Here is a 23,669-nt window from a genome sequence, read left to right on the forward strand (position 1 = left end):
CCATAGCGTGCCACAAGATCGCCGGGACGGTTGATGTTCTCCGAGAAAACCCTGGCGACCTTGCGCAGGCATTCGTCACCCGCCTGATGGCCGTAGACGTCGTTGAAGGATTTGAACTGATCCACATCGATCAGAAGAAGTGAGAGCGCGGTGCCTTCGCGGGAGGCTCTGAGCCATTCGGTGGCGARCTGCCGGTCGAATGCGCGCCGGTTGGCAAGGCCGGTCAGCCCATCCGTCGTGGCAAGCACGGCAAGCTCGGCTTCCATCTCTTCGCGCCGGAGGAGTTCGCCCACGAGCCGCCAGCCCAGGATGCCGATGATCGCCACGAGGAATGTGACGCCGATGATGCGCGACTGGAGTTCCTGCGTCCAACGCGCAAGCGCCTGCTCCTCGCTGACGGCCGTGAGCAGCGTGACGGGATAGATGTGGTTTCGCTGATAGCCGCTTAGGCGCGTCACGCCATCGATCGGCGACTTGTAGACATAGGTGCCGCTCGGCATTCCACCTCCGACCCACGGCGCAGTCGATTGACGCATGCCGATCACGCCATCGACAAGCGGATAGCGCGAGAGAACGGCGCCGTCGGCGGAATTGAACAGAACCACCGCGCCTTGCGAACCGAGATCGAGGCGGCTGAAGAAATTCGCGAAATAGCGCGGCGGGATGCTGGCCAGAACGACGCCGCCGAACGAGCCATCGGGCTTGTTGACGCGCCGCGACATGGTCATCACCCAATCGCCGCCGAGCGGATCGCGGGTGATGGGGCCGAAGAACCATTTGCGGTCGGGCGAATTCAGATGGTGCTTGAAGAACGCCTCCTGCTGCCCGTTCACCTTGCGGCTATGCCCGGGAAGCGACGAGCTGAGGATGTACCCGTCATCCCCGTAGATCGACAGGGACTTCAGCGCCTGCAGGGTCTGGATGCGCTCGGCGAGGAAGTAATCCATGCGCGCGATGTTCTGAGTCGACACGCCCTCTCGCTCCACCCGGTCCACCATGTCCACCACGATGGCATCGGCGAGGTTGAAGGTATCCTCCGCATGCTGGGCGAGGGATTTGGAGAGGTTCTGGGTTTCGGCCGAGACGCGGCGGTATTCCTCGTCGCGCTCGCCCCAGTCGCGCCAAGCTTCGAGGCCGACAATGACGAAGCACACGACCGCGACGAAGATTTTGAGCCATCTTGCCGAAGATCGGGATTTGGTCGTGCTGGAGATCATCGGCTCTCGCTGCTTCTTACGTTGTAGCGAGTTTGAGGCCGAGGATGCCAGTTACGATCAGGCCGATGCAGGCAAGGCGCATGGCCGTTGCCGGCTCACCGAGCAGATAGATGCCGAGCAGGGCGGTGCCAACGGTGCCGATGCCGGTCCACACGGCATAGCCCGTTCCGACCGGGAGGGTTTTGAGCGCGAGGCCCAGCAACACGACGCTGGCGACCATGCTCAGGCCGGTGAGAACCGAGGGAACGAGGCGCGTAAAACCTTCCGTGTACTTCAGCCCGATGGCCCAGCCGATCTCCAAAAGACCGGCCAGCACAAGATATGTCCACGCCATGACAAGGCCCCCCACCACCTGCCGGTGGCTTCCCACCGGTTGATGGGCTCGCGCAAGTTTGCCTTGCACTCTTCAGGTATACAGGCGGCGGTTGCACGGCTCAATAGAGCGTCCGGCTAAAAAGAAACGGCTCCTAGCCGCTGAAGCCCTGGTTTATCTTGGCTCTCAGTCCGCTTCCTGCTGGGAGGGACGGGCGGAGGGCGCAAGTGACGCATAGGGATTGAAGGGGGAATAGATCTGGTGCTTCCAGGAGTCGCCGCAATTCACGCAGATCGAGCGGACCATGTGGTCGCTCTGCTCCATGCGCTTGAGCAGCCGCTCCTGCCGCTTCTGTGCCTCGCCGGGCTCGGGCTCATAGCCGGATGGGCGCACCCTGAGCTGCAGGGCCTTGCTTCCGGCTGCCTCCTGGGCAAGGGCAGGGCTCGCTGAGAGACCGGCAAGAACAGCAGCAAGAATGAAACGGTGCATCAGATTCCCTTGAACGGTTTGAATATCAACGACTGGACTCTACGCAATACTATTCGTCAATCCCCAGATGTGCATTACGACGTTTGGAAGCAGCGGGCGGGGGCTAATCCCACGTGTGCTGGAGCACAGCCCGACCCATTCCGGGAAGGTGGGGAATAAATTTTCAGTGTCGACAAGATTTATAAGAATTTCAGTAGTTTAGCACGCATTGCATGCGCTTTTGAATATTGTTCCCAAAAAAATCAAAACAAATATTTCTGCCATAACATCACGTCCCTATATATTTATATAGGAGATAACATTTCAAAGATGCCTAAATGGCCAAGCTTATCCGTTAAATAGGGTGGGCTGGCATATGGTATCTCACAGGAACAACTCAGCTAACATTTCATATGATGGCAAGGCCGAATTTCCGTGTTCGGCATCGGCTCTTTCTATTCTCGTTCCAACGGCGATTCTAGGTACTTTTCTGTGGTCGCAACCCGCTGGCGCAGCATGCCTTGCAACGGGCGACGTCATTACCTGTTCGGGCACAACCACGGTCACAGACGATCTTCTCGTTTTCAGCACGAAGAGCGGCACGTCCATTATCAACGATGGGGATGCCTTTGCAGGTGGTTCCAAAGGCGTTGGCCTCGTTGGAACGGGCGACAGAATTTCGATCGCGAACAATGGCACGCTTGGGACAGCTGGCAATGCGGGCCACGCGATCAGCGTCCTCGGCCATGACGGTACGCTCCTTAACAAAGGAGAGATCAGGACGAGCGGGATCTCGCCGGACGGTCTTCATGCAGAAGGCAACAGAAATCAGCTCGTCAATGCCGGTATCATCAAGAGCGGCCCCGCCGGCGACTTTGTCGCCGGCCTCTCGGCCCTTGGAAACAATAACCAGCTGATCAATACGGGAACACTGCTCATAGAGGGATTTAACTCATCAGGCCTGCGTGTCTTTGGTGACGGAAACGCACTGACGAACAATGGCAGCATCACCACCAGTGGTGCGAGCAGCACAGGCATGAGCGTCTTTGGAACCGGAAACACTTTGGTAAATGCCGGGACCATTACCGTAACGGGCAAGGAATCAGCTGGAATTCTAAGCAACAGGATCAACCCAGGAACAAAGGACTTCAGCAACAGCAACACGTTGATCAATCGCGGCAAGATCCTGGTATCCGGGGAAGGTTCGTACGGCGTTCATACTTTCATGAGCGGTCGGATGACGGTCGTGAACGAAGTCACAGGCGTCATCGAGAGTCGGAAAGACGCCGCCATCAAGTTCGACGACAACACTTTCAACATCGGCAATGACCGCGTGGAGAATTTCGGGCGTATCTCCAATCTCAGCGGTGGCGTTGCGGTTGATCTCGGCACGGGCGACGACACATTTCTGATCGGCTCTACCTCGCAGATCGATGGCGCCATCGAGGCGGGTGCTGGCTTCGACACGTTTACCCTGAGCGGCAGCACCGATGCGATGCTCGACCTCAACAGGAGCGCAGTTCGCAGCTTCGAACTCCATGAGAAAGTCGGCTCTTCCACTTGGACAATCAGCGGCACCAATAACCGTGCCATGCCTTGGGAGATCCGTGAAGGCGGCCTGATGATCACGGGCACGCTGGGCGCAGCCAGCATGAATGTTCATGACGGCGCGACGCTCGGCGGCACGGGAACGGTCGGGGCCATCACGGCGAGAACAGGCAGCGCTCTCTCTCCCGGCATGAACGGCATCGGATCGTTGGCCGTTACCGGCAATGTGATTATCGCCAACGGCACGACCTATCGGATCGATCTGAATGCCGGCGGCCAGAGCGACAGGATCGTTGGGCAGGGCACAGCGAAAATCAGTGGCGGCAGCGTGCGCGTCAGTGCGCTTCCGGGCGACTACCGTCCGGGCAGCCGGTGGACGATCCTGACGGCGCTCGGAGGTGTGAGCGGCCAATTCTCCAACGTCACGACCAACCTTGCCTTTTTCAAGCCTGTGCTCACGAAAGATGGGCAGAACGTTTATCTGGTGCTCGCCCGCACCAGCAATCCGCTGCCGGAAGACCGGCCCCTGATCGATCCTTTCATCCCGCTGACGGAGGATGAACTGCCGGATGTGCTCGGTCTCACCTCGGGCGAGCCGCTGGTGAGTGCGACGACCGCGATCCTGGCTCATGACGATCTTTTTCGTGCCGCCGTTCTGTGCCGCCTGCGCTGCTCGGAAGGCATGCCCGGATTCGGCACCGCGGATACGGCGGCGTCTGTCGCCGTCACGTTGCCTCAGCGTGACTGGACCATGTGGGCGAAGGCCATCGGATCGTGGGGATCGACCGATGCGAGCGCCGCCTCGCACGGCATGGAGCGCAGCACGGCGGGCCTTGTGTTCGGCGTCGATGCAGGCTTCGGAACGCCTTATCGTCTCGGTGTCGCCGCGGGCTATTTCTCGACCGATCTCGACATGAGCTCTCTCGGTGCGTCCGGCAATGTGGAGAGCCTGCATATCGGTGCGTATGGCTCGGCCTCGTTCGACCGGCTCAACCTGCGCGGTGGCGTGGCTTATGCGCATCACGAAGTCGACATGGGGCGCTCGTTCTCGTTCACCGGCTTTTCCGGTGCGATGCATTCCGGCAGCGGCACCGATTCCATGCAGGCCTTCGGGGAGATCGGCTATGAAATTCCGCTGAGCGAGAACGTGTTCCTGGAACCCTTCGCGGGCCTGGCGCATATCCATATCGCCAGCCGCGGCGTGCTGGAGGAGGGCTCGGTTGTTGCCGTGACCGGCGACGTTCATTCCTTCGACACCACCTACACGACGCTCGGCGCGCGCCTCGTCGCAACGATCCCGACAGAGCGGGGTAACCTGACCTTCAAGGGTCTGCTCGGCTGGCGTCACGCCTTCGGCGACATCGTGCCGAAGGCCACTTTCTCCTATGTGGGAGACGGCCGCCCGTTCCTCATCTCCGGTGCACCCATCGACAAGGACAGCCTTGTGGTGGAAGCCGGGCTGAACTGGGAGGTCTCGAGTAAGGTCACCCTGAATGTGACTTACGCAGGCACTATGGGACGCCGCGACCAGGAACATACGATCCGTGGCGGCATCAATATCAGGTTCTGAAAACAAAGGAGGCGCAGGGTCTCGCCTGCGCCTCCATGCACCCGCTTTGCCGTGTGGGATCAGATGAAAAAGAAGTCGTCGAATTTGAGGGTGAGGCCCTTCTTCACCTGCGCGAATTCGATGGCGTCTTTCGCGCCCGATCCGTCGGCATCGAAGGAGATGATGCCCGTCTTCTTGTTGTGGATGAAGTAATCGTCCTTATCCTTCGCCTTCGTGCCGGAGGTAAAGTACTTCTTGGCGAGAACGACCGGGTTGTCCTCCGTTGCGCTCTTGGCGAACTTCTTCAAGGCCTTGTTGGTGAAGATCTTGAGATCGAGCCAGATCGCGTCGTCCGCCGGGTTGAAATCGGTGATCGTATCGAAGTTCACCTTGCGGTCGGTCTTGGACGTGCCGAGCTTGGTATCGAACACGAACACATCCTGGCCTGTGCCGCCGGCGAGCTTGTCATTGCTTTTGCCGCCGTAGATCCTGTCGGCGCCGGGCGTTCCGATAAGTGTGTCCTTGCCGGCGCTGCCGCGCAGGATATCGAGCTCGTCGCGCACGGTGATGGTGAAGGTCTCGCTGGTCACGCCGCCTTGGCTGTCGGTCATGACGACCTGGATTTTGTGCGAGGCCGCTTTCTCGAAGTCGAGGCTGTTCGCCACGACGAGTCGATTGTTCTCGATCTTGAAAACATCTCCACCGCCGGCAAGGCTGTAGGTAACCCCGATGCCATTGACATTGGTGGGGCTGAATGTACCGACGACGGAGCCGGCTACAGCGTTCTCGCCGATTGAGAGAGCACTGAGGGCTGGCTTGAGGATGAGATCGTCATTGAGGATGGTCGCGAATGCGCTGCCCGCATCCGATGCGATCGCGGCATCCGTGGGATTCGAGAGAGAGATCTTGAATCTCTCGTCCGCTTCCCCGATCGCATCTGCCTTAACTTTTACGGTGACGATAGCCGTCGTCGAGGTGCCGCTGAACGTTACCGTGCCGGACTTCGCCTCGACATCGTTAGCATCGAGCCCGGTCAACTCCCAGATGGCTGTGGGATTGCCAGCCGTGTTGCTGCGGGTCACCGTAAAGGTGAAGTCTGTCCAGCCACCGCCATTGCCTTCGGCCTTGTCGGCATCCGTGGCTGCGATTGCCAGCGTCGGCAGGTCGTCGTCCTGAATTGTGCCGTTGGCGGTGGCCGTGGTGATGATCGCACCAACCGCTTCCGACAGGGTCACCGCGAAGGCCTCGTTGGCCTCGATCACCGCATCGGCGCGCACCCGCACCGTGATGAGTGCGGTGGTGGCGTCGGCGACAAAGGTCACTGTGCCCGAGGTGGTCTCGAAGTCAGCCGCATCGAGGCTGCCGGAGAACGGAATGCTCCAATTGGCGGTCGGACTGCCGGTCACATCGGAGCGGGTCACCGTGAAGGTGAAGTCCGTCCAGCCGCCACCATTGCCTTCGGGCTTGGCTGCGTCGGTTGCCGCAATCGACAAGGTCGGGACCGTTGCAACGTCGTCATTGTTCACAATAACCGAGCCGGTATTGTTAGCGCCGACAACGGCATTGCCGCCAGCCTCCGGGGTCAGAGTGAGAGCATAGGTCTCGGTGTCTTCGAGGATCGTATCCTTACGCACCTTGATCGTGAGTATCTTCATGGCTTCGTTGGCCGCGAATGTGATCGTGCCAGTCAGAGCTTCAACGTCGTCTGCGGTCAGCTCTGCACCCCCTGACAGTGTCCATCGCACAGTCGATGAGGAGGTCAGGTCAGTACCGGTGCGTGTGAGAACGAAGCTACAGTTCGTGTACTCTGCCGTAGCTCCAGACGGATTACCTTCAAGCTGTGTAATCGAAGGAGCCGTTGTGCCAGAGAACGACACGACAGGGAAGTCGTCGTTCTGGATCGTGCCGTTGGCGGTGGCCGTGGTGATGGTCGCACCCACGGCATCCGACAGAGTCACCGTGAATGCTTCGCTGGCCTCGATCACGGCATCGGCGCGCACCCGCACCGTGATGAGCGCGGTGGCTGCATCGGCGGCAAAGGTCACCGTGCCCGAGGTGGTCTCGAAGTCAGCCGCATCGAGGCTGCCGGAGAGCGGAATGCTCCAATTGGCGGTCGGGCTGCCGGTCACGTCGGAGCGGGTCACCGTGAAGGTGAACTCGGTCCAGTCGCCGCCATTGCCTTCGGGCTTGTTGGCGTCGGTTGCAGCGATGGACAGTGAAGGCAGCGTTGTCATTGTGGTAAGATCGACCTTCCGATCACTGAACTGAATGTACCGGATATTTTTTAACATATCCGTTCCGTCACGAGCCATTTTGTCGACAATTGTGTAGTCGCCGCTGGCCAGCTTCGTGACAGTGTAATCGGCCTCATTGCCGGAGAAAACAGCTGTGTCCGTCCCCGTATAGCCATCGAGAACGTCGTTGCCTGCGCCGCCGGTGAGTCTGTCGTCGCCGGCTCCACCCCAGAGGATGTCGTTCTCTGCTCCACCGTCGAGGGTGTCGTTGTTGTAGCCACCATCGAGCTTGTCCTGGCCGCCGGTTCCATTCCTGACGATGCCGGTCACATGCTCGGGGCTCGAGTAACCTGCCTTGATGATAGCATCGGCAGGCTTTCCTTGCGTCGTGTAGTCGGTCGGCGGAATATAGGCGGGATCCATGGTGGTCTGATAGCTCCAGAGGAATGAGCCATCGAGCCATTGGCCGCCGTAGTTCTTCATCACATGATAAAGAGCCTCATAGCAGAGCCGCTGCTCTTCAAGATCGGTGCCGTTGGAATGCTGCAGCCAGCCTGGGCTCAGGTTCGTGCCGTTGTAGCTGCCATAGCCGATTTCGGTGAAGATGACCTTCTTGCCCCAGGTCTCGGAAAGCTGCTTCCAGGTATCGACGACGGAGGTCGTGCCGTAGACGTCTTTCGAGTTCCAGTTGACCGGCGGTTTGATCCAGGAATCGATCAATTCGTTCAGTGTCGGGTTGTAGGTGCCGTCGGCCGCCATGCTGAAATAGGCATCGACGCCGATGTAATCGAGCTTGTCCCAGAACTGGATCTTCAAGGCTTCGTCGTCGGTGGCAGCGTAGGTGAGCTTGCCCGAGAAAACGGCCCGCACTGCGGCGATGATATCTTCCCACTTCTGCGTATAGGTCTGACCGTCCGCGCAGGTCTTGGTGGGGTCCGTCATGCTGCGCATTTCGGTGCCGATCACGAAGGCGGAAGCTCCGCCTGCCTGCGCGACCTTGGCGTATTCCACCATCATGTTCTTATAATTCTCGAACCATAGCTGCGGATCGCTTGGCGCAATCTTCGCGCGCCATGCGTCTTCCGCCGTGCTGTTGCGGTCGTCGCGTTCCACATGAGGTTTGACCACGACTTTCAGGCCGCGCGCCGTGGCGTCCCGAATGGCCTGCAGCACCTGCGGGAAGCCGTCGCTCTCGCCGCGCCACGGCTCGGCCGGATTGGGGCTCGCATTGAGATGCACGTCGTTGCTCGTGCCCGTGGACTGAAAGAAATTCGGGATGAGCGTGACGGTAYTGGCGCCGTTCGACTTGATGAGGTCCATCGCAGCCAAGCCGCCGGACGTCTGGAAGTTGCCGCCCCAGTAGGAGGGGAGACTGATGCCTTCCCAGGTAAAGATGCTTTCGTCTGCCATTGTCTGCCCCAAGAAACGCGATTTATTACGTTATTAAATTACACAGGCAATGTATCCCGCAGAGGCACCCTTCTCAAGACCTAATTCTCGCTTCTCCGTCCAAGCTTGGCGAAGCATGAAAAAAGCCCCCGGAGAGGGCTCCGGGGGCTTTTGAAATCAGATGCTGGCCGGGATTTGGTCAGATCTGCCGCACCGCGCCCTTGGCGGCGCTGGTGGCGAGCATGGCGTAGGCCTTCAGCGCTGCCGAGACCTTGCGCTTGCGCGGCTGGGCCGGCTGCCAGCCCTTGGCGTTCTGCTCCTCGCGGCGGCGCGCCAGCTCGGCATCGTCCACGGCGAGGTGGATGCCACGGTTCGGGATGTCGATCTCGATCCGGTCACCATCCTGCACGAGTCCGATGGTGCCGCCTTCCTCCGCTTCCGGCGAGGCGTGGCCGATGGACAGGCCCGAGGTGCCGCCGGAGAAGCGGCCGTCGGTGATGAGCGCGCAGGCTTTGCCGAGGCCCTTCGATTTCAGGTAGCTGGTCGGATAGAGCATCTCCTGCATGCCGGGGCCGCCGCGCGGGCCTTCGTAGCGGATGACCACCACGTCGCCGGCCTTGACCTTGCCGTTGAGAATGCCGTCCACGGCCGCGTCCTGGCTCTCGAACACAACGGCCGGGCCGGAGAACTTCAGGATGCTCTCGTCCACGCCTGCCGTCTTCACGATGCAGCCTTCGAGAGCGAGGTTGCCGAACAGCACAGCGAGACCGCCATCCTTCGAGAAGGCGTGCTCCGCATCGCGAATGACGCCGCCTTCGCGGTCGGTGTCCACGCTCTCATAGCGGCTGGCCTGGCTGAAGGCGACCTGGGTCGGCACGCCGCCGGGCGCGGCCGAGAAGAACTCGTGCACGGCCGGGCTCTTGCTGCGCTTCACGTCCCAGCGGTCGAGCGCGTCCTTCATGGTCGCGGCATGGACCATGTTGACGGAGGTATCGAGCAGGCCCGCGCGGTCGAGCTCGCCGAGAATGCCCATGATTCCGCCGGCGCGATGCACGTCTTCCATGTGGACGTTGGCGATGGCGGGCGCGACCTTGCAGAGCACCGGCACGCGGCGCGACAGGCGGTCGATGTCATTCATGGTGAAGTTCACCTCGGCCTCGCTCGCGGCGGCCAGCAGGTGCAGCACCGTGTTGCTCGATCCGCCCATGGCGATATCAAGCGTCATGGCGTTCTCGAAGGCGGCGAAGCTGGCAATCGAGCGCGGCAGCACGCTCGCGTCGTCCTGCTCATAGTAGCGGCGTGCCAGATCGACGATCAGGTGACCCGCTTCCACGAAGAGGCGCTTGCGGTCGGCGTGGGTTGCCAGCGTCGAACCGTTGCCGGGCAGGGACAGGCCCAGCGCCTCGGTCAGGYAGTTCATGGAATTGGCGGTGAACATGCCCGAGCAGGAGCCGCAGGTCGGGCAGGCCGAGCGCTCGATGACCTTGATGTCCTCGTCGGCGATGTTCTCGTCGGCGGCGGCGACCATGGCGTCCACCAGGTCGAGCTTCTTCGTCACGCCGTTGAGCACGACCTTGCCGGCTTCCATCGGCCCGCCGGAGACGAACACGGCCGGGATGTTGAGGCGCATGGCGGCCATCAGCATGCCGGGGGTGATCTTGTCGCAGTTCGAGATGCAGACCATGGCGTCCGCGCAATGGGCGTTGACCATGTATTCCACGGAATCCGCGATCAGCTCCCGCGAGGGCAGGGAGTAGAGCATGCCGTCATGGCCCATGGCGATGCCGTCATCCACCGCGATGGTGTTGAATTCCTTGGCGACGCCGCCCGCCTTCTCGATCTCCCGGGCCACCAGCTGGCCCAGGTCCTTGAGGTGGACATGGCCCGGCACGAACTGGGTGAAGGAGTTGACCACGGCGATGATCGGCTTGCCGAAGTCGGAGTCCTTCATGCCCGTGGCGCGCCAGAGGCCGCGGGCGCCCGCCATGTTGCGGCCGTGGGTGGTGGTGCGAGAGCGATAGGCTGGCATGGGGTTCCTCGTAATCGTTGAAGCCTTGTTCAACCGAAATTGCGCGAGTTGCAAGAAAAATTGGCATTCCTTCCCGTTCACCCTGCTGTGCCGCAAGGACATTGCGCCGAGGCATTGCTTACCGTCCCGCTTTCGCACACAAGCAATCCTGCGTCGGCGGTACATGAACAAAGGTGGGAGGTTCTGGAACATCATGGTTCAAAGGACTTCTGAACAGGGGCTGCGCCGGATCGTCGCGATCGTGGCGGCCCTGAATCTCGGCTATTTCGGCGTCGAATTCGCGGTGGCTCTGGCGATCGGGTCGGTTTCGCTGTTTGCCGACAGCATCGATTTCCTCGAGGATGCCTCGATCAACCTGCTCATCCTCCTGGCCCTGGGCTTCACGCCGCTCATGAGGGCAAGGGTGGGTATGGCGCTGGCAGGGATCCTGCTGATCCCTGGCCTTGCGACCCTCTGGATGGCCTGGGACAAGTTCATGGAGCCGGTGCCGCCCGATCCGGTGCCCCTGACGCTGGCCGGGGCAGGAGCCCTAATCGTGAATTTCACCTGCGCGCTGCTGCTCGCCCGCTACCGCCACCACAGCGGCAGCCTCACGCGGGCGGCGTTTCTATCGGCCCGGAACGATGCCATCGCCAACCTGGCCATCATAGCGGCAGGCCTCGTCACCGCCGCAACCCTGTCCGCATGGCCGGACCTGATCATCGGCCTTTCCATTGCCGCCATGAACGCCGACGCGGCACGTGAAGTGTGGGAGGCGGCGCGGGAGGAGCATAAGGAAGCATCGGCCTGAGCTTCCGGCCAAGCTGAAACAGCCGAGTCTGCCGTGCGTTGTCCCGGTCAGGTTCAACCAGCCAAAGGCGGGAAGACATCATGGTGCCGGAAACCGATTGGGATGCCCCAGCTCATCTGCAATTCGAGACCATGGGAACGCAGAAGGGCGGACCTGCCGCTCCCAGCGACATTAGGGAGTTCGACACGCTGCGCGAGGCGGTGCATTGGGCCATGAACAACGATGCGCCCGCCGGCATGCATGCGGTGATCCGTACGGCCTCCGGCGAGGTCATCGAGCCGAGCCATCTGGAGGAGCTGTGGTCGAGTCTCCAGGGACCGTGACGGCTCAGGGGCAATTAAGTTGCCATGAGACTCCGAAGCGGTCGCTGACCCAAGTGAAGAGAGTGCTGAAACCGTAATTCGCGGGTGGCATCAGCTCCTTCCCGCCCGTTTTCAACGCCTCGCCGAGCCGTCTGACCTCTTTCTCGGAGCTGCACTCCACGAAAAATGAGAAGGATGGCGTGAAGGTGAAGGCATGCTTCACCATGCTGTCGGTGCAGAGCACCGATTGCCCGCCGATGGTGAAGCGCGCGAGCTTGATCGAGCCTTCCGGCGCAGCCTCGCCTGCCCCATAAAGCTCGACCTTGTCGATGCCGCTTTGCGGAAAGAGCTTGGTGTAGAAATCCAACGCCTCCGAGGCGTCGCCCTCGAACATCAGAAACGGCAGAATGGAATTCACGGTCATCTTGCTTCCTTTCCTGATGCGATGCGGCCACCATTCTCAACGCATCAGATCCAGCCGAGACTCAATGCGCCGACCGCAAGGTAGCGCCCTGTCTTGGCCAAGGCCACAAGCGGAATGAATACCCGCAAGGGCTCACGCATCACGCCCGCCACCACGGTCAACGGATCGCCGATGATCGGCGTCCAGCTCAACAGCAGCGTCCAGCGGCCATAACGCCGATACCAGCCCTCGGCCTTCTCCACCTGCGCCCGGCTTACGGGAAACCAGCGTCGTCTTTCAAATCGCGCGAAGAAGCGGCCGAGAAACCAGTTGACGATGGAGCCCAGGATGTTGCCGAGACTCGCAACGGCGATCAGCACCCACCAGCTGTAATGATCGGCGACGAGCATGCCGAAGAGCACCGCTTCCGACTGGAACGGGAAGATGGTGGCCGAGAGAAAGGCCGCGGCGAAGAGACCGCCATATTCAACAAGATGCGGCATGAGGGACGTGTGCTTGCGCGGAAGGAGGCGCGGTCCCTAACACGCTTTTGCGGTGCTGCCGAGATGCGCCGCCGCCGGTCTGACCAGGATGTGACCGGCGGCGACATCCTCATTACATTCGTTCGCTGAACGAGCCGTGCTGAGCCCTTGCATCGAGCTGCGCGAAATCGGCGCCCTTCAGGTGAACGAGCGTCGAGTGGTCGCCGGCTTCGAAATAGAGGTCCGGTTTCTGCGCGAGGCTGTCATCGATGATGACGTTGAGGCCATAGCAGGAGCCGACCGGCGGAATCGCGCCGAACTCGCAATCGCGGAACACTTCCCCCACCTCGTCCTCGGATGCAAGGTGAAGCTCATGGCCGAGCTCCTCTCGCAGATCCGACAGGCGCAGGTGGTGCGAGGCGGGTAGAACGGCGAGCATGTATTTCTGACCGTCGCTGAGCATGATGCCCTTCGCCACGCTGTCACTGGGAACATGCCCGGCCTGGGCGGACTTGAGTGACGACATGGTTGGCTCGTGGGGAATCAGATCGTAGCTGATGCCCCGGTCGGCCAAATATTTCTCCAAAGTCGGTGAGATCGACATGGCATAGCCTCCCGTGAAAAGAGGAAGCTCGCGTGCCTGGAGAGCGGAGGCGCAAGACCGTCGCTTCAGACGCGCGGCTGCAAGACTGGATCTTACACCCGCGCGCGGATGGCAGCAATCAATCGAGCGAGCGGCCACGCGTTTCCGGCAGAACGAAAACGGAGATTGCAAGGCTCACCGCCGTCAGGCCGACCACATAGGCCGAGATGTAGGAAACGCCTCCGATCCCATGCAGCCATGTGGTCACGACCGGTGCGGTGCCGCCGAAGATGGCGGCGCAGAGCGCCTGCGGAATGCCGATGCCCGATGTGCGCACATGGGTGGGGAACAATTCCGCGAACACCGTGCAAATCACAGCGCTGTTGAGGGCGATCAGTACCGCGCCGAACACGGCGACGAACAGGTAGGTGCCGAAATCGAGCGAGCCGGCAAGCAGCGCCAACAGCGGATAGGTGAAAAGCACGAGGCCCGCGCCGGAAATGATGAGGAAGGGCCTGCGTCCGAAGCGGTCGGACATCCAGGCAAAGAGCGGGATGCAGACGCAATAGGCGGCAAGCGCCGCGACATTGCCGGCAAGGCCGAGCGATCTCTCGAGCCCGCCGACCAGGTTCGCATACGTCGGCAGAAACACGAGCCACAGGTAATACTGCACGCCCGTCAGCTGCATCACGAAAACGATGAAGACTTGCTTAGGGTGCTTGGCGAGCGACGCGACGATGGAGCCGAGCGTGACCTTGTGCTGCGCACGGCTTTTCTCGAAAGCCGGCGTCTCACAGATGCCTTGGCGCATATAGAGCCCGTAAAGCGAGGCGATGCCGCCGAGCAGAAAGGGCAGGCGCCAGCCCCAGGCGGCGAGATCCTCGGGCGAGATGAAACGCGTGGTCAGGCCCGCCACGGCCGTGGCCGCGAGCACGGCTACGCCCACCGCCATGGCTTGTGGTGAGGCGGCGAGGGCGCGGTGCTTGGGCGTGGCGTGCTCATTGAGGAAGGTCACGGCGATCTGCGCCTCGCCGCCCGCCGAGAAGCCTTGCAGCAGCCGCGCGGCGACGATGAGCAGGGGAGCGGCGATGCCGATCTGGTCGTAGGTCGGGCACAGGCCGATGACGAGGCTGCCGAGGCCCGCCATCAGGATCGTGGCCGAGAGGAGCGCACGACGGCCGTATTTGTCCGCGAGCGGGCACAGCACCAGCGCGCCGATGGGGCGGCCGAGAAAGCCGATAGCGAAGGCCGAGAAACTGGCGATCAGGGAGGCCGTCTCGTTGCCCGCCGGGAACATCTGGCCTGCGAAAATGATGGCGAGGAAGCCGTAGATCGTCCAATCGTACCACGCGATGAAATGACCGATGGAGCCGCCGAAGAGCGCCYGGCCACGCCCGCCACGCCTGCCAAGCGTGGCCGCAAGGTCGAGAGGCCGGTAGATGTTTGCGGTGTCGGTCATGATCGTGCCTCCCAAGGCCGATTTCCAAGGCGCACATGTTAGAGTTGAGTTATATAACGTTACTATATAGCAGATTCATGGAAAGTGCCAGAAAGCACGGGCCGATCCGGCAAGCCGGCAAACGCGATGGAAAACCCCTCTCCCGAGTAAGAGAGGGGAGGATCAAGCTGATATCGAACACATCACACTTGCAGTTCGCCGCAGTTTGGCTTTCAACACCCGCTCTCACTGCGCGGCACCGTGCAGACATCCATCAGGAATTCGTCTCTTGGACACTTTCGACGTTGTGGTCATCGGCGCCGGGGCCGCCGGCATGATGTGCGCGGCCGAGGCCGGCAAGCGCGGGCGCTCGGTGCTGATCCTCGATCATGCGGGGAAGCCCGGCGAGAAGATCCGCATTTCCGGGGGAGGGCGGTGCAACTTCACCAACATTCATGCCGCGCCCGCCAATTACATCTCGCAGAATCCCGGCTTCTGCATCTCGGCCCTGCGTCGCTACACCCAACGCGACTTCATCGCTCTCATCGAGAGCTATGACATCGCCTATCACGAGAAGACTCTCGGCCAGCTCTTCTGCGACGGCTCCTCGCGGCAGGTGGTGGACATGATGCTTAACGAGATGAAGCAGGCGGGCGTCGAGCTTCGCCTCGGCACATCCGTCGAGCGGACCGAGAAGAATGCGGAGGGATTCCTGCTCCGGCTATCCCATGGCACCGTGCAATGCCGCTCCCTCGTCGTGGCCTCTGGCGGCAAGTCGATTCCGAAAATGGGCGCGACCGGCTTCGGCTACGATCTCGCACAGCAATTCGGCCTCACACTCATCGAGACGCGTCCCGCGCTCGTGCCCTTCACTTTGGAGCCGACGATGCTGGAGCGGCTCACTCCGCTCGCGGGCGTTGCGGTGGATGCGGTGGCAGGCTGCGGCAAGACGAAGTTTCAGGAAGCGATGCTCTTCACCCATCGCGGCTTGAGCGGTCCTGCGATCCTGCAAATCTCCTCCTATTGGCGCGAGGGCGAGGAGATCGCCGTATCGATGCTGCCGGGCGTCGATGTGTTCGAGGAGCTGCGCGCGGCCCGTCAGCAAAACGGCAGGCAGGCCCTGCAAACCGCGTTGTCGACTCTTCTCCCCAAGCGCCTTGCGCAGCTGATTGCCGAAGCGGAGAAGGGGCCGGCCAATCTCGCCGATCATTCCGACAAGCACCTGCGAAGGATCGAGGAGGCGGTGAAGAACTGGCGCTTCAAGCCCGCTGGAACGGAAGGCTACCGCACGGCCGAGGTCACGCTCGGCGGCGTCGATACGCGCGAGCTCGATTCCAGGACGATGGAAGCGAAGGCGGTGCCGGGCCTCTATTTCATCGGCGAGGTGGTGGACGTGACCGGCTGGCTCGGCGGCTACAATTTCCAATGGGCCTGGTCATCGGGCTGGTGCGCGGGGCAGGTGGCGTAGGGGGTTTTTGGCTGGGACGGCCGATCCATGCTACCATGCCTGCCTCAGCAATCGGGGAGGGCCTTCATGTCCTCGCAGATGATCCTCACATGGATCGGCGTCATCCTCGTCATCGCGGGCGTGCTCTATGGTGTCGCGCAGGCCCTGTGGCAGGGTCGTCTAAGCAATGCCCGGCGTGTAGGCCCCACGGGAGCGAGCGAGAGCCTGGAGCCCGTGGAGTCTGTCAAAGCCTTCAGCCTGAAAACCCACTGGCCCGCTTTGGTCATGATCGCGCTCGGCGCCATCCTCATCCTCACCGAAACGGCTTTATAGTCGAAGGGTGATGACGCCCATGAAAAAAGCCTCCCCGGCGGACCGGGGAGGCTTTGTCATGAGATCATATGGAAGGCTCAGAACACGTCGAAGTCTGAAGCGAAGATAGCCTTCTTGGCGCCGATATTGGCGAAGATCACCTGCTTGCCGGGCTTGTCGCCGTTCGGATCGTACCACACGTCGCCGGTCGCCTTGTTGACGCCGATATAGTCGTTGCCGTCCTTGGCCACCGCGCCGAGGGTGAAGTACTTGCTCTTCAACACGCCCTTCGGCAGCTTCTTGAAAATGCCCTTGTCGAGATGAATCACGTCGTCCTTGGCGCTCCAGGTCAGGATCTTGTCCTTGTTGCGGCTCTTGTGTCCCGTCGTGTCGAACACGAACACATCCTTGCCCGCGCCGCCGGTGAGCACGTCATTGCCGAGCCCGCCATTGAGCGTGTCATTGCCTGCGCCACCGTTCAGGGTGTCCTTGCCCGCGCCGCCGACGAACACGTCATTGCCCGCCGTGCCGGTGATGTTCTCCACAGCAACATCGGTGATGCCGATGGTAAACGCCTTCTCGAAAGAGAGACCGGTGGCGTCGGTGACCTTGATCGTGAGGCTGTGGGAGCTTGCTTGCTCGTAGTCGAGCAGGAGACCGTCGGCGACCTTCAAAAGGTTGCCTTCGACCTTGAAGCGTCCATCCGACGACAAGCTACCCCAGCTGCCGTCGCTGCGCTTGATCTGGTAGGTGAAGGTGCTGCCCGGGGTGTCGGTCGCGGAGAGCGTGCCGATCGTCTCACCCGTGGCGGCAAGCTCACGGATGGAGGCGTTGCTCAGGCCGATACCGGTCGGAGCCGCGCTGCCGCCCGTCATGACTTTCACATCCGAGGTTGTCTCACGCCCGCCAACATCCTCGACCGTGATCTTCACCGTGCGTGAAGCGGTAAGGGTGTCAGCCGTGCTGCTGTAGGTGAGCGCATGGAGAAGCTTCTGAACACGCGCGGTGGTCGCCTCGTCATTGAACTCGACGTAGAGCGAAGCCGAGCTGCCGCTGATCGTGCCGATGGTGGTGCCATCGACCTTGATATCTTTCATGCCTGTATAGGCGCCGTCTACAAATGTGATCCCGTCACCTGCCTGCAACTCGATCTTCTCATTCATGGGATCGCCGCCTACGACGGTGACATAGAGCGATTTCAGCAAGCCGGAATCGGCGCGCAGGACCGAATTCCGCCCAGCGTCGAGGAAGGTCTTCGTTCCGACAGGCGCACTCACCACGTCACCGGTCAAACCATCCATCGCAATAGTATGAACGCTCTCCTCCCCGTCATCTACTGTGAGAATCCGGTCTATGCCGTGCCGGTGGAGGAAAAGCCGTTCTTCTGCCGTCAATGTGCCGGCTGTCAGGATGAGCGTGTCGTCCCTTGCTCCTGTGCCGTCAACGAGCATGGCCTTCGCGACATCCTCGACCATGACTGTTGCGCCATTCGATCTAAGGCGGATGGCATCGAAACCGGTGATGTCGATTCCGTGCAGGATGATGTCTTCGTCAGTCTCACTGTAGAGATCAAGGACGTCTGTTGTGGTGCCTCCATCGCTTCCCGCATCGATGGCCTTAAGGGCGCCTGTAAGCTGACTGGCCGACATCGAGATGAAGTCGCTGATATCAGAGCCGCGAATGGTCTCGACGTTGATGATGCTTATGGCTTCCAGAACGAAGAAGTCGCCGCCATCCAGCTGAAGGATGTCGTCACCGGCTCCGCCATCGAGAAAATCTCCGGTGGAGATCTGGTCAGCCTGCGCATGGAAGGTCTCATCCGCGGCGGTGCCGATGACATTGTCCGCAACGCTCAGATTGGCTTCTGCGGCTTCACCAGCTGTGTCGTAAAGCTGAATCGTAATCCCTCTCTCGATAGTGAAGAGGTCGTCTTCCATTGAGCCATCGATGTAGGTGAGGGCGCGGATAAGCGCCTGCACTTGTTCTGCCGTAACGGAGGCGGTCAGGCTAAAATTGATGCTGAGATAAGAATCATCAAGATCGAAGAGTGTCCCGATAACAGCAGTGCCCATCTTGATCCGCCCGCCTTTGGTAAATCCATCCGGGAGCTCAATGACACCGGGGATTTCACGAATGCTGAGGCGATCGGTCGTGAGGGAAGAAGTGAAGTAGATAACCAAGTCTTCGAAGCCAGCATCGCCTGCGATCACCTGTGCGTCCCCGTCCGTATCAAGCAAAACGGGAGTGCCAGGGCTTCTGACGATGATATCGCCATTGAGGTTGAGGATTTGGGGACCGGCCATGAGTAAGCTCCGAGGTGCTTGCCCTTGCGGCAGGTGTGGGAGCTGCAGTTGCAAGGGCGGATGAGGAAACGATTGTTGTTAATGTAATAACATAAAGAAATTGGGCTTCAATACGCCCTTCTCTTGGCGATGCGTCGATTGTCCCGYTGCTGACGCAGGTCGCTCGCCTAGATAACCCATGGGATCCCCACTCATTCCCTTAGGATAACCCCATGCAGCAGCGTCGGCTTGGTCCTTTACAAGTATCCGCCCTTGGCCTCGGCTGTATGGGTATGTCGGAATTCTATGGCGAGCGTGACGAGGCCGAGTCGGTTGCGACGATCCACCGGGCCATTGAGCTGGGTGTGACATTTCTCGATACTGCCGACATGTATGGCGTCGGTCAGAACGAAGAACTCGTGGGGCGTGCGATTTCTGATCGGCGCGACAAGGTGGTGCTCGCCACCAAGTTCGGCAATGTGCGCGGCCCCAATGGCGAACGCCTCGGCATCAGCGGCAAGCCGGACTATGTCCGCCAAGCGTGCGAGGCGAGCCTGCGGCGTTTGAAGGTCGACATGATCGATCTCTACTACCAGCACAGGGTCGATCCCGACACGCCGATCGAGGACACGGTCGGCGCGATGGCCGAACTGGTGCGTGAGGGCAAGGTGCGGTATCTCGGCCTGTCGGAAGCTGCGCCGCAAACGATCCGCCGCGCGCATGCCGTTCATCCCATCGCCGCCCTGCAGACGGAATATTCTCTCTGGAGCCGGGATCCGGAAGGTGAGCTTTTCGACACGGTGCGCGAACTCGGCATCGGCTTCGTGCCATATTCGCCGCTGGGTCGCGGCTTCCTGGCCGGGCAGATCAAGAGCATCGACGATCTCGCACCCGACGATTTCCGCCGCGTTTCTCCGCGTTTCCAGGGCGAGAACTTCCAGAAGAACCTCGACCTCGTGCGCGAGATCGAGGCCATGGCGCGGGAGAAGGGCTGCACATCCTCGCAACTCGCCTTGGCATGGGTGCTGGCTCAGGGCGACGACATCGTGCCGATCCCAGGCACCAAGCGCCGCCGCTATCTCGAGGAGAATGTGGGCGCGCTCGATGTCACGTTGACTCGCGAGGACCTTGATCGCATCGACCGCATCATCCCGGCGGGCGCTGCAGCCGGCACGCGTTATGCGGCGGAAGGTATGAAGACGCTCAATCGGTAAGGAAAGTTTAGGCGGCCGATGCGTCGGCGGGGAGAGATTCCAGTGCCCCCGCCTCGTTGACGCGTTGCACCAGCTCCTCCACTTCTTCTTCCGTTTGATAGAGCCCAAATCCGATGCGCAGGCGGGTGCCGCGCACATCGGTCACGACGCGCAATTGCTGCAGGTCGCGATAGAGGATTTGCGCATTCGGCGTTTCAAAAGTGAGGAAGTTGCCTCGGCGTGTCTCTTCCTGCGGAACGACGAGCTTCGTGCCGTGGAAAGCCGCGCAATCGGCGGCACGCCTGAGGAAACTCTGCTGCAGGGCAACCGCGTGGGCGTGGATGATGCCGGGCGTGATGCCTTCGTCGCGCAGCCAGCGCATCACCGCGTTGAAGCGGTAAAGGCCCGAGGGATCGAAGGTGGCGCCCATGAAGCGCCAGCCGTCTTCGCTGTATCCCACACCGCCGTTCTGCGCATTGGTGAGGTTGCCGAAGGCGGCGTACCAGCCGGTGTCGCGCGGGCGCGGGCCCCACCCCGGCGGGCAATGCATGAAGCAGGCGCCTTCGCCCGCCATGGCGTATTTGTATCCACCCGCGATGTAGAACGCGCGCTCCGCGATGGAGCTGAGATCCGTGGGGCGGGCCATGAAGCCGTGATAGCCATCGATCACCACCATCGCGTCGCCACGCGCCGCTTCCACGAGCTTGCGCACATCTGCGGCAAAGCCTGAATTGAAGAAAACCTGGCTGATGAAGACGAGGTCGAACGCGTCCGTGGAGGCCGCCATCAGGCGGTCTTCGAAGCTGATGAAAGGCTCCACCGGCACGCGCGTCACCACGACCGATCCATCTTCCTCGAGCCGCGCGATCTGACGGCTGAAGGAGTGGAACTCGCCGTCCGAGGTGAGAATGCGGATCGGGCGATCTCCCGGGAAGCACGAGAGAATGCGCTTGAGGAATTCGTGCGTGTTCGGCGCGGCCGCGATGGTGCCGGGATCGGGCAGGCCGAGGTGGCCCGCCACATGCGCGCGGAACTCGTCGAGAACGGGGCCTAGGACATGCTCCCATTTGTCGTCGATCAGGCGCGCCGCGTCGTCCCAGGCCTGCACGTGCGCCTCGCGCGTCACATCCGGCCAGGGATGGTGGCTATGCGCCGCGAAATGCAGGCGCTCCGGTTCGGCATTGAGAAAGCGTGAAAAGTGGGAACGCAAATCGAGCATGTTACAGCCTCTGATCAAAGCTTGCCGCGCACGGACCAGAGCTCGGGGAAGAAATAATGCTCGAGGGCCTTGCGCAGATAACTGACGCCGGTGCTGCCGCCGGTGCCGGTGCGCATGCCGATGATGCGTTCCACCGTCTTCATGTGCCGGAAGCGCCATTGCTGAAACGCATCTTCCAGATCCACCAGCTCTTCCGCGAGTTCATAGAGATCGAAATGCGCGTTGGAATGGCGATAGATTTCCTCCCACACGGCTTCGACCCCGGGATGGGCCGTATAGGGCTGCGTGACGTCGCGGCCGAGAACCTCCGCCGGCACCGGATAGCCGCGCCGCGCCAGCAGGCGCAACGCCTCGTCGTAAAGGCTCGGCGCACGATATGCGGCGTCGAGCTGCGCCGCGAGATCGCTGCGGTGCTGGTGCGGGGCCATCTTCACCGCGTCCTTCGCACCGAGCTTGAACTCGACGAGGCGGTACTGCCATGACTGGAAGCCGGAGGAGCGGCCGAGCGACGGGCGGAAGCGCAGGTAATCCGAGGGCGTCATGGTGGAGAGCACCGTCCAGGCCTGGATGAGCTGCTCCTGGATTCGGTTGATGCGGGCGGTGCATTTGAACGCCGGTTGCAGCTGATCGGCGCGGATATGGTCGAGGGCAGTGTCGAGTTCCCGGTTCAAAAGCTTCAGCCACAGCTCCATCACCTGATGGATGGTGATGAAGAGAAGCTCGTCGTGCTCGCCGGTGACGGGGATCTGGGCGGCCAGAAGGGTGTCGAGCTGGAGGTAATCGCCATAGCTCATGCCTTGCGAAAAATCGGTATGAATCCCTTCCGTCTCGCTCGCCACGTTCCCGTCCCTCGTTCGACTCGTTTTCTTGAAAACCTTGATTTGCAAGGTATGCCCCAACGAAAGTAGGGCGCAAGCGAACAATGTCACGGGTCCGGCGCTTCCCGAATTGGCATCCGTGCCGGGAGAGGGTAGGTTGCGCCCGATTTTGTTTCGAACGGAGACCCTTTCGCATGGCCGACACAATGCCCGACCGCCTGTCCACGAATCCGAACAGCCCCTATTACGACGAGGCGCTGCTCGCCAAGGGCGTGGGCATCCGCTTCAACGGGGTCGAGAAGACCAACGTGGACGAGTATTGCGTCAGCGAAGGCTGGGTTCGCGTGGCGGCCGGAAACGCCAAGGACCGCTTCGGCAATCCCATGACGATCAAGCTGAAGGGCAAGGTCGAGCCTTACGTGCAGTCGGGGGAGTAAAGATATTCGACAAGCCTTGGTGCCGATCGAGGCTCTCGGCCTTCAAAGCCCAACAGGGGGCGGCTACTGTTGTAAGGTCGCCGCCGAGTTGTCGGTTTGATCAGGCGTTGCATCCAGTCAGGCCTCATCCGGCATGTTGAAAAACAGCGCAAGTTTGAGCGCGATCGTCTCAGGTAAGATGGACGCTTGCTATGTACTTTCAGTTCTGCAGCAAAGCCATCTGAGGTGAATGCTGGGGAGTATAGGGGCATATACTCACCCGTGCCTTCAAACTCTTATAATCTAATCCTTGCTGTATTAAGTGTATAATTCTGTTATACAACTGCATCTAGATATTTATCGGCTCTTCTCAACCAATAGTAAAATGAAAATTACTTGTATAAGAATATAAGCTATATGTTCGGAGAGTGCCTTGCAGCCTCCACTAGGTATAGATTCTATAAGTTATACCTAGGAGCCGCAGATGACAGACCACGTTTATACGCCGAACCTCAGAAAACCTTATTTTGACCCTATTCCCCTGTTTGAGCTAAGTGCTTATGATACTTTAAGAATAAACTATGCGGGTCATTACTGGTTCCGATCTCAGAATGCGCCCTTCTTCACTTTGTCAGGCAATAACTACGTAGAGGTCAATGCATTTCTCTCAAGTCTTGATTCTGGATTCAATACAGGAGGGCTTTGGGCAAGTTCTAATCAGATCGTCATTAATGCGGCCATTGAATCAAATTATTCTAATGTGTTGAATGGGGACTTCAACACCTTGACTAACAATGGAGATCTCATCTCCTTTTACGGTCACGCTTTGGTTATGAATGGGGACAATTTTAATGTCTTCAATTCCAGACTCATCAATAGCGAAACTGGCGTGGGTCTCGATATAACCGGTAACCATGGCCGCATTTCCAGCTATGGAGAGGAAGGCCTGAAGGGCCTTATCCTTGGAGCAGAGGTTGGCATCAGGCTGAACGGCTCATTCAACGAGATCGACTTTGGTAAGACCGGCAGAATCATCACGGATGGAATAAGTGTAGACGGTACGCCTGATACAGACGGTGCAGGCGATGGATTGTTGCTTGAAGGAAACGACAACAATGTTCGCCTTTATGAAGTCATAGCAGGCGATAATGGAGTTCGTGTCTCCGGCGACAATAATGCGGTTACGTTGGGGTTTTATGAAGCGGCTCCAGTGTCTGGTGCGCAGGAGCTTTTCGGG

The 23,669-nt window shown here is 60.4% G+C and carries 22 protein-coding genes; 8 read left to right on the top strand and 14 right to left on the bottom strand.

What is annotated here, in order from left to right; all coding sequences use genetic code 11:
• From ACXJKO_RS18020 to ACXJKO_RS18040, 5 genes are all read right to left on the bottom strand, one after another.
• On the bottom strand, nt 1–1,217 hold a 1,217-nt coding region (locus tag ACXJKO_RS18020; protein ID WP_457092467.1), incomplete at its 3' end, for a sensor domain-containing diguanylate cyclase.
• Nucleotides 1,218–1,233: 16 nt separating this feature from the next.
• Nucleotides 1,234–1,551 carry a quaternary ammonium compound efflux SMR transporter SugE gene (sugE, locus tag ACXJKO_RS18025; protein WP_457092468.1) on the bottom strand — a complete coding sequence of 106 codons (318 nt, stop codon included), beginning with the start codon at nt 1,549–1,551 and terminating at the stop codon, nt 1,234–1,236.
• Between the two features lie 165 nt (nt 1,552–1,716).
• Entirely contained in the window at nt 1,717–2,019 is a 303-nt protein-coding gene (locus ACXJKO_RS18030) for a hypothetical protein (RefSeq protein WP_457092469.1), read from the bottom strand.
• A gap of 457 nt (nt 2,020–2,476) precedes the next feature.
• On the bottom strand, nt 2,477–2,746 hold the full coding sequence (locus ACXJKO_RS18035) for a hypothetical protein (protein ID WP_457092470.1): 270 nt from the start codon (nt 2,744–2,746) through the stop codon (nt 2,477–2,479).
• Nucleotides 2,747–2,826: 80 nt separating this feature from the next.
• Entirely contained in the window at nt 2,827–3,171 is a 345-nt protein-coding gene (locus ACXJKO_RS18040) for a hypothetical protein (protein ID WP_457092471.1), read from the bottom strand.
• Nucleotides 3,172–3,244: 73 nt separating this feature from the next.
• On the opposite strand from ACXJKO_RS18040, the gene ACXJKO_RS18045 reads away from it, so the two are divergent.
• Complete coding sequence (locus tag ACXJKO_RS18045; protein WP_457092472.1) at nt 3,245–5,116, top strand: autotransporter outer membrane beta-barrel domain-containing protein; 1,872 nt, start codon at nt 3,245–3,247, stop codon at nt 5,114–5,116.
• Nucleotides 5,117–5,175: 59 nt separating this feature from the next.
• On the opposite strand, the gene ACXJKO_RS18050 is transcribed toward ACXJKO_RS18045, so the two are convergent.
• Together ACXJKO_RS18050 and ilvD are read right to left on the bottom strand one after the other, a co-directional pair.
• Nucleotides 5,176–8,739 (bottom strand): glycoside hydrolase family 113, encoded by a 3,564-nt coding sequence (locus tag ACXJKO_RS18050; protein WP_457092473.1) that lies wholly within the window; start codon nt 8,737–8,739, stop codon nt 5,176–5,178.
• A 178-nt stretch (nt 8,740–8,917) separates the two neighbouring features.
• Nucleotides 8,918–10,747, bottom strand: a complete 1,830-nt coding sequence (ilvD, locus tag ACXJKO_RS18055; protein ID WP_457092474.1) for a dihydroxy-acid dehydratase — start codon at nt 10,745–10,747, stop codon at nt 8,918–8,920.
• 193 nt (nt 10,748–10,940) lie between these two features.
• On the opposite strand from ilvD, the gene ACXJKO_RS18060 reads away from it, so the two are divergent.
• Nucleotides 10,941–11,537, top strand: coding sequence for a cation transporter (locus ACXJKO_RS18060; protein ID WP_457092475.1), 597 nt, complete (start codon nt 10,941–10,943; stop codon nt 11,535–11,537).
• 80 nt (nt 11,538–11,617) lie between these two features.
• Entirely contained in the window at nt 11,618–11,860 is a 243-nt protein-coding gene (locus ACXJKO_RS18065) for a hypothetical protein (protein WP_457092476.1), read from the top strand.
• 4 nt (nt 11,861–11,864) lie between these two features.
• Here the strand turns inward: ACXJKO_RS18065 and ACXJKO_RS18070 are convergent, their stop codons facing one another.
• The 4 genes from ACXJKO_RS18070 to ACXJKO_RS18085 all read right to left on the bottom strand — a co-directional run bounded on the left by ACXJKO_RS18070 (nt 11,865) and on the right by ACXJKO_RS18085 (nt 14,766).
• Nucleotides 11,865–12,263 (bottom strand): VOC family protein, encoded by a 399-nt coding sequence (locus ACXJKO_RS18070; RefSeq protein ID WP_457092477.1) that lies wholly within the window; start codon nt 12,261–12,263, stop codon nt 11,865–11,867.
• A 44-nt stretch (nt 12,264–12,307) separates the two neighbouring features.
• Complete coding sequence (locus ACXJKO_RS18075; protein WP_457092478.1) at nt 12,308–12,745, bottom strand: YqaA family protein; 438 nt, start codon at nt 12,743–12,745, stop codon at nt 12,308–12,310.
• Between the two features lie 112 nt (nt 12,746–12,857).
• A complete protein-coding gene (locus ACXJKO_RS18080; protein WP_457092479.1) occupies nt 12,858–13,328 on the bottom strand; it encodes an aminoacyl-tRNA deacylase in 471 nt (156 codons plus the stop codon).
• A gap of 118 nt (nt 13,329–13,446) precedes the next feature.
• Nucleotides 13,447–14,766: an MFS transporter gene (locus ACXJKO_RS18085; protein WP_457092480.1), complete on the bottom strand. Its 1,320-nt coding sequence runs from the start codon at nt 14,764–14,766 to the stop codon at nt 13,447–13,449.
• Nucleotides 14,767–15,034: 268 nt separating this feature from the next.
• On the opposite strand from ACXJKO_RS18085, the gene ACXJKO_RS18090 reads away from it, so the two are divergent.
• Together ACXJKO_RS18090 and ACXJKO_RS18095 are read left to right on the top strand one after the other, a co-directional pair.
• A complete protein-coding gene (locus ACXJKO_RS18090; protein ID WP_457092481.1) occupies nt 15,035–16,213 on the top strand; it encodes an NAD(P)/FAD-dependent oxidoreductase in 1,179 nt (392 codons plus the stop codon).
• A 66-nt stretch (nt 16,214–16,279) separates the two neighbouring features.
• Nucleotides 16,280–16,525 (top strand): hypothetical protein, encoded by a 246-nt coding sequence (locus tag ACXJKO_RS18095; RefSeq protein ID WP_457092482.1) that lies wholly within the window; start codon nt 16,280–16,282, stop codon nt 16,523–16,525.
• A gap of 77 nt (nt 16,526–16,602) precedes the next feature.
• Here ACXJKO_RS18095 and ACXJKO_RS18100 read toward each other — a convergent pair whose 3' ends face one another.
• On the bottom strand, nt 16,603–18,807 hold the full coding sequence (locus ACXJKO_RS18100; protein WP_457092483.1) for a hypothetical protein: 2,205 nt from the start codon (nt 18,805–18,807) through the stop codon (nt 16,603–16,605).
• Nucleotides 18,808–19,019: 212 nt separating this feature from the next.
• Between ACXJKO_RS18100 and ACXJKO_RS18105 the strand changes: the two genes are divergently transcribed.
• Nucleotides 19,020–20,000, top strand: a complete 981-nt coding sequence (locus ACXJKO_RS18105; protein WP_457092484.1) for an aldo/keto reductase — start codon at nt 19,020–19,022, stop codon at nt 19,998–20,000.
• Between the two features lie 7 nt (nt 20,001–20,007).
• Here the strand turns inward: ACXJKO_RS18105 and ACXJKO_RS18110 are convergent, their stop codons facing one another.
• Both ACXJKO_RS18110 and kynA read right to left on the bottom strand, forming a co-directional pair.
• Entirely contained in the window at nt 20,008–21,198 is a 1,191-nt protein-coding gene (locus tag ACXJKO_RS18110; RefSeq protein WP_457092485.1) for an aminotransferase class V-fold PLP-dependent enzyme, read from the bottom strand.
• Between the two features lie 14 nt (nt 21,199–21,212).
• Entirely contained in the window at nt 21,213–22,037 is an 825-nt protein-coding gene (kynA, locus tag ACXJKO_RS18115; RefSeq protein ID WP_457092486.1) for a tryptophan 2,3-dioxygenase, read from the bottom strand.
• 173 nt (nt 22,038–22,210) lie between these two features.
• Here kynA and ACXJKO_RS18120 point away from each other — a divergent pair, with 173 nt between their 5' ends.
• Nucleotides 22,211–22,453 (top strand): DUF3297 family protein, encoded by a 243-nt coding sequence (locus tag ACXJKO_RS18120; protein ID WP_457092487.1) that lies wholly within the window; start codon nt 22,211–22,213, stop codon nt 22,451–22,453.
• A gap of 463 nt (nt 22,454–22,916) precedes the next feature.
• A partial coding sequence (locus ACXJKO_RS18125; protein ID WP_457092488.1) for a hypothetical protein occupies nt 22,917–23,669 on the top strand: 753 nt, incomplete at its 3' end.

The organism is Microvirga sp. P5_D2 (assembly GCF_054049475.1).

Bases quoted from the DNA above. Each gene is read 5' to 3' on its own strand.
- ACXJKO_RS18035 (WP_457092470.1), bottom strand. From the start codon at position 2,746: ATGGCCGAGGACGCTGATCGCGTGGCCCGCATTGCCAGCTGTCCCAAG.
- ACXJKO_RS18060 (WP_457092475.1), top strand. From the start codon at position 10,941: ATGGTTCAAAGGACTTCTGAACAGGGGCTGCGCCGGATCGTCGCGATC.
- ACXJKO_RS18095 (WP_457092482.1), top strand. From the start codon at position 16,280: ATGTCCTCGCAGATGATCCTCACATGGATCGGCGTCATCCTCGTCATC.
- ACXJKO_RS18110 (WP_457092485.1), bottom strand. From the start codon at position 21,198: ATGCTCGATTTGCGTTCCCACTTTTCACGCTTTCTCAATGCCGAACCG.
- ACXJKO_RS18080 (WP_457092479.1), bottom strand. From the start codon at position 13,328: ATGTCGATCTCACCGACTTTGGAGAAATATTTGGCCGACCGGGGCATC.
- ACXJKO_RS18075 (WP_457092478.1), bottom strand. From the start codon at position 12,745: ATGCCGCATCTTGTTGAATATGGCGGTCTCTTCGCCGCGGCCTTTCTC.
- ACXJKO_RS18105 (WP_457092484.1), top strand. From the start codon at position 19,020: ATGCAGCAGCGTCGGCTTGGTCCTTTACAAGTATCCGCCCTTGGCCTC.
- ACXJKO_RS18120 (WP_457092487.1), top strand. From the start codon at position 22,211: ATGGCCGACACAATGCCCGACCGCCTGTCCACGAATCCGAACAGCCCC.
- ACXJKO_RS18030 (WP_457092469.1), bottom strand. From the start codon at position 2,019: ATGCACCGTTTCATTCTTGCTGCTGTTCTTGCCGGTCTCTCAGCGAGC.
- sugE (WP_457092468.1), bottom strand. From the start codon at position 1,551: ATGGCGTGGACATATCTTGTGCTGGCCGGTCTTTTGGAGATCGGCTGG.
- ACXJKO_RS18065 (WP_457092476.1), top strand. From the start codon at position 11,618: ATGGTGCCGGAAACCGATTGGGATGCCCCAGCTCATCTGCAATTCGAG.
- ACXJKO_RS18100 (WP_457092483.1), bottom strand. From the start codon at position 18,807: ATGGCCGGTCCCCAAATCCTCAACCTCAATGGCGATATCATCGTCAGA.
- ACXJKO_RS18070 (WP_457092477.1), bottom strand. From the start codon at position 12,263: ATGACCGTGAATTCCATTCTGCCGTTTCTGATGTTCGAGGGCGACGCC.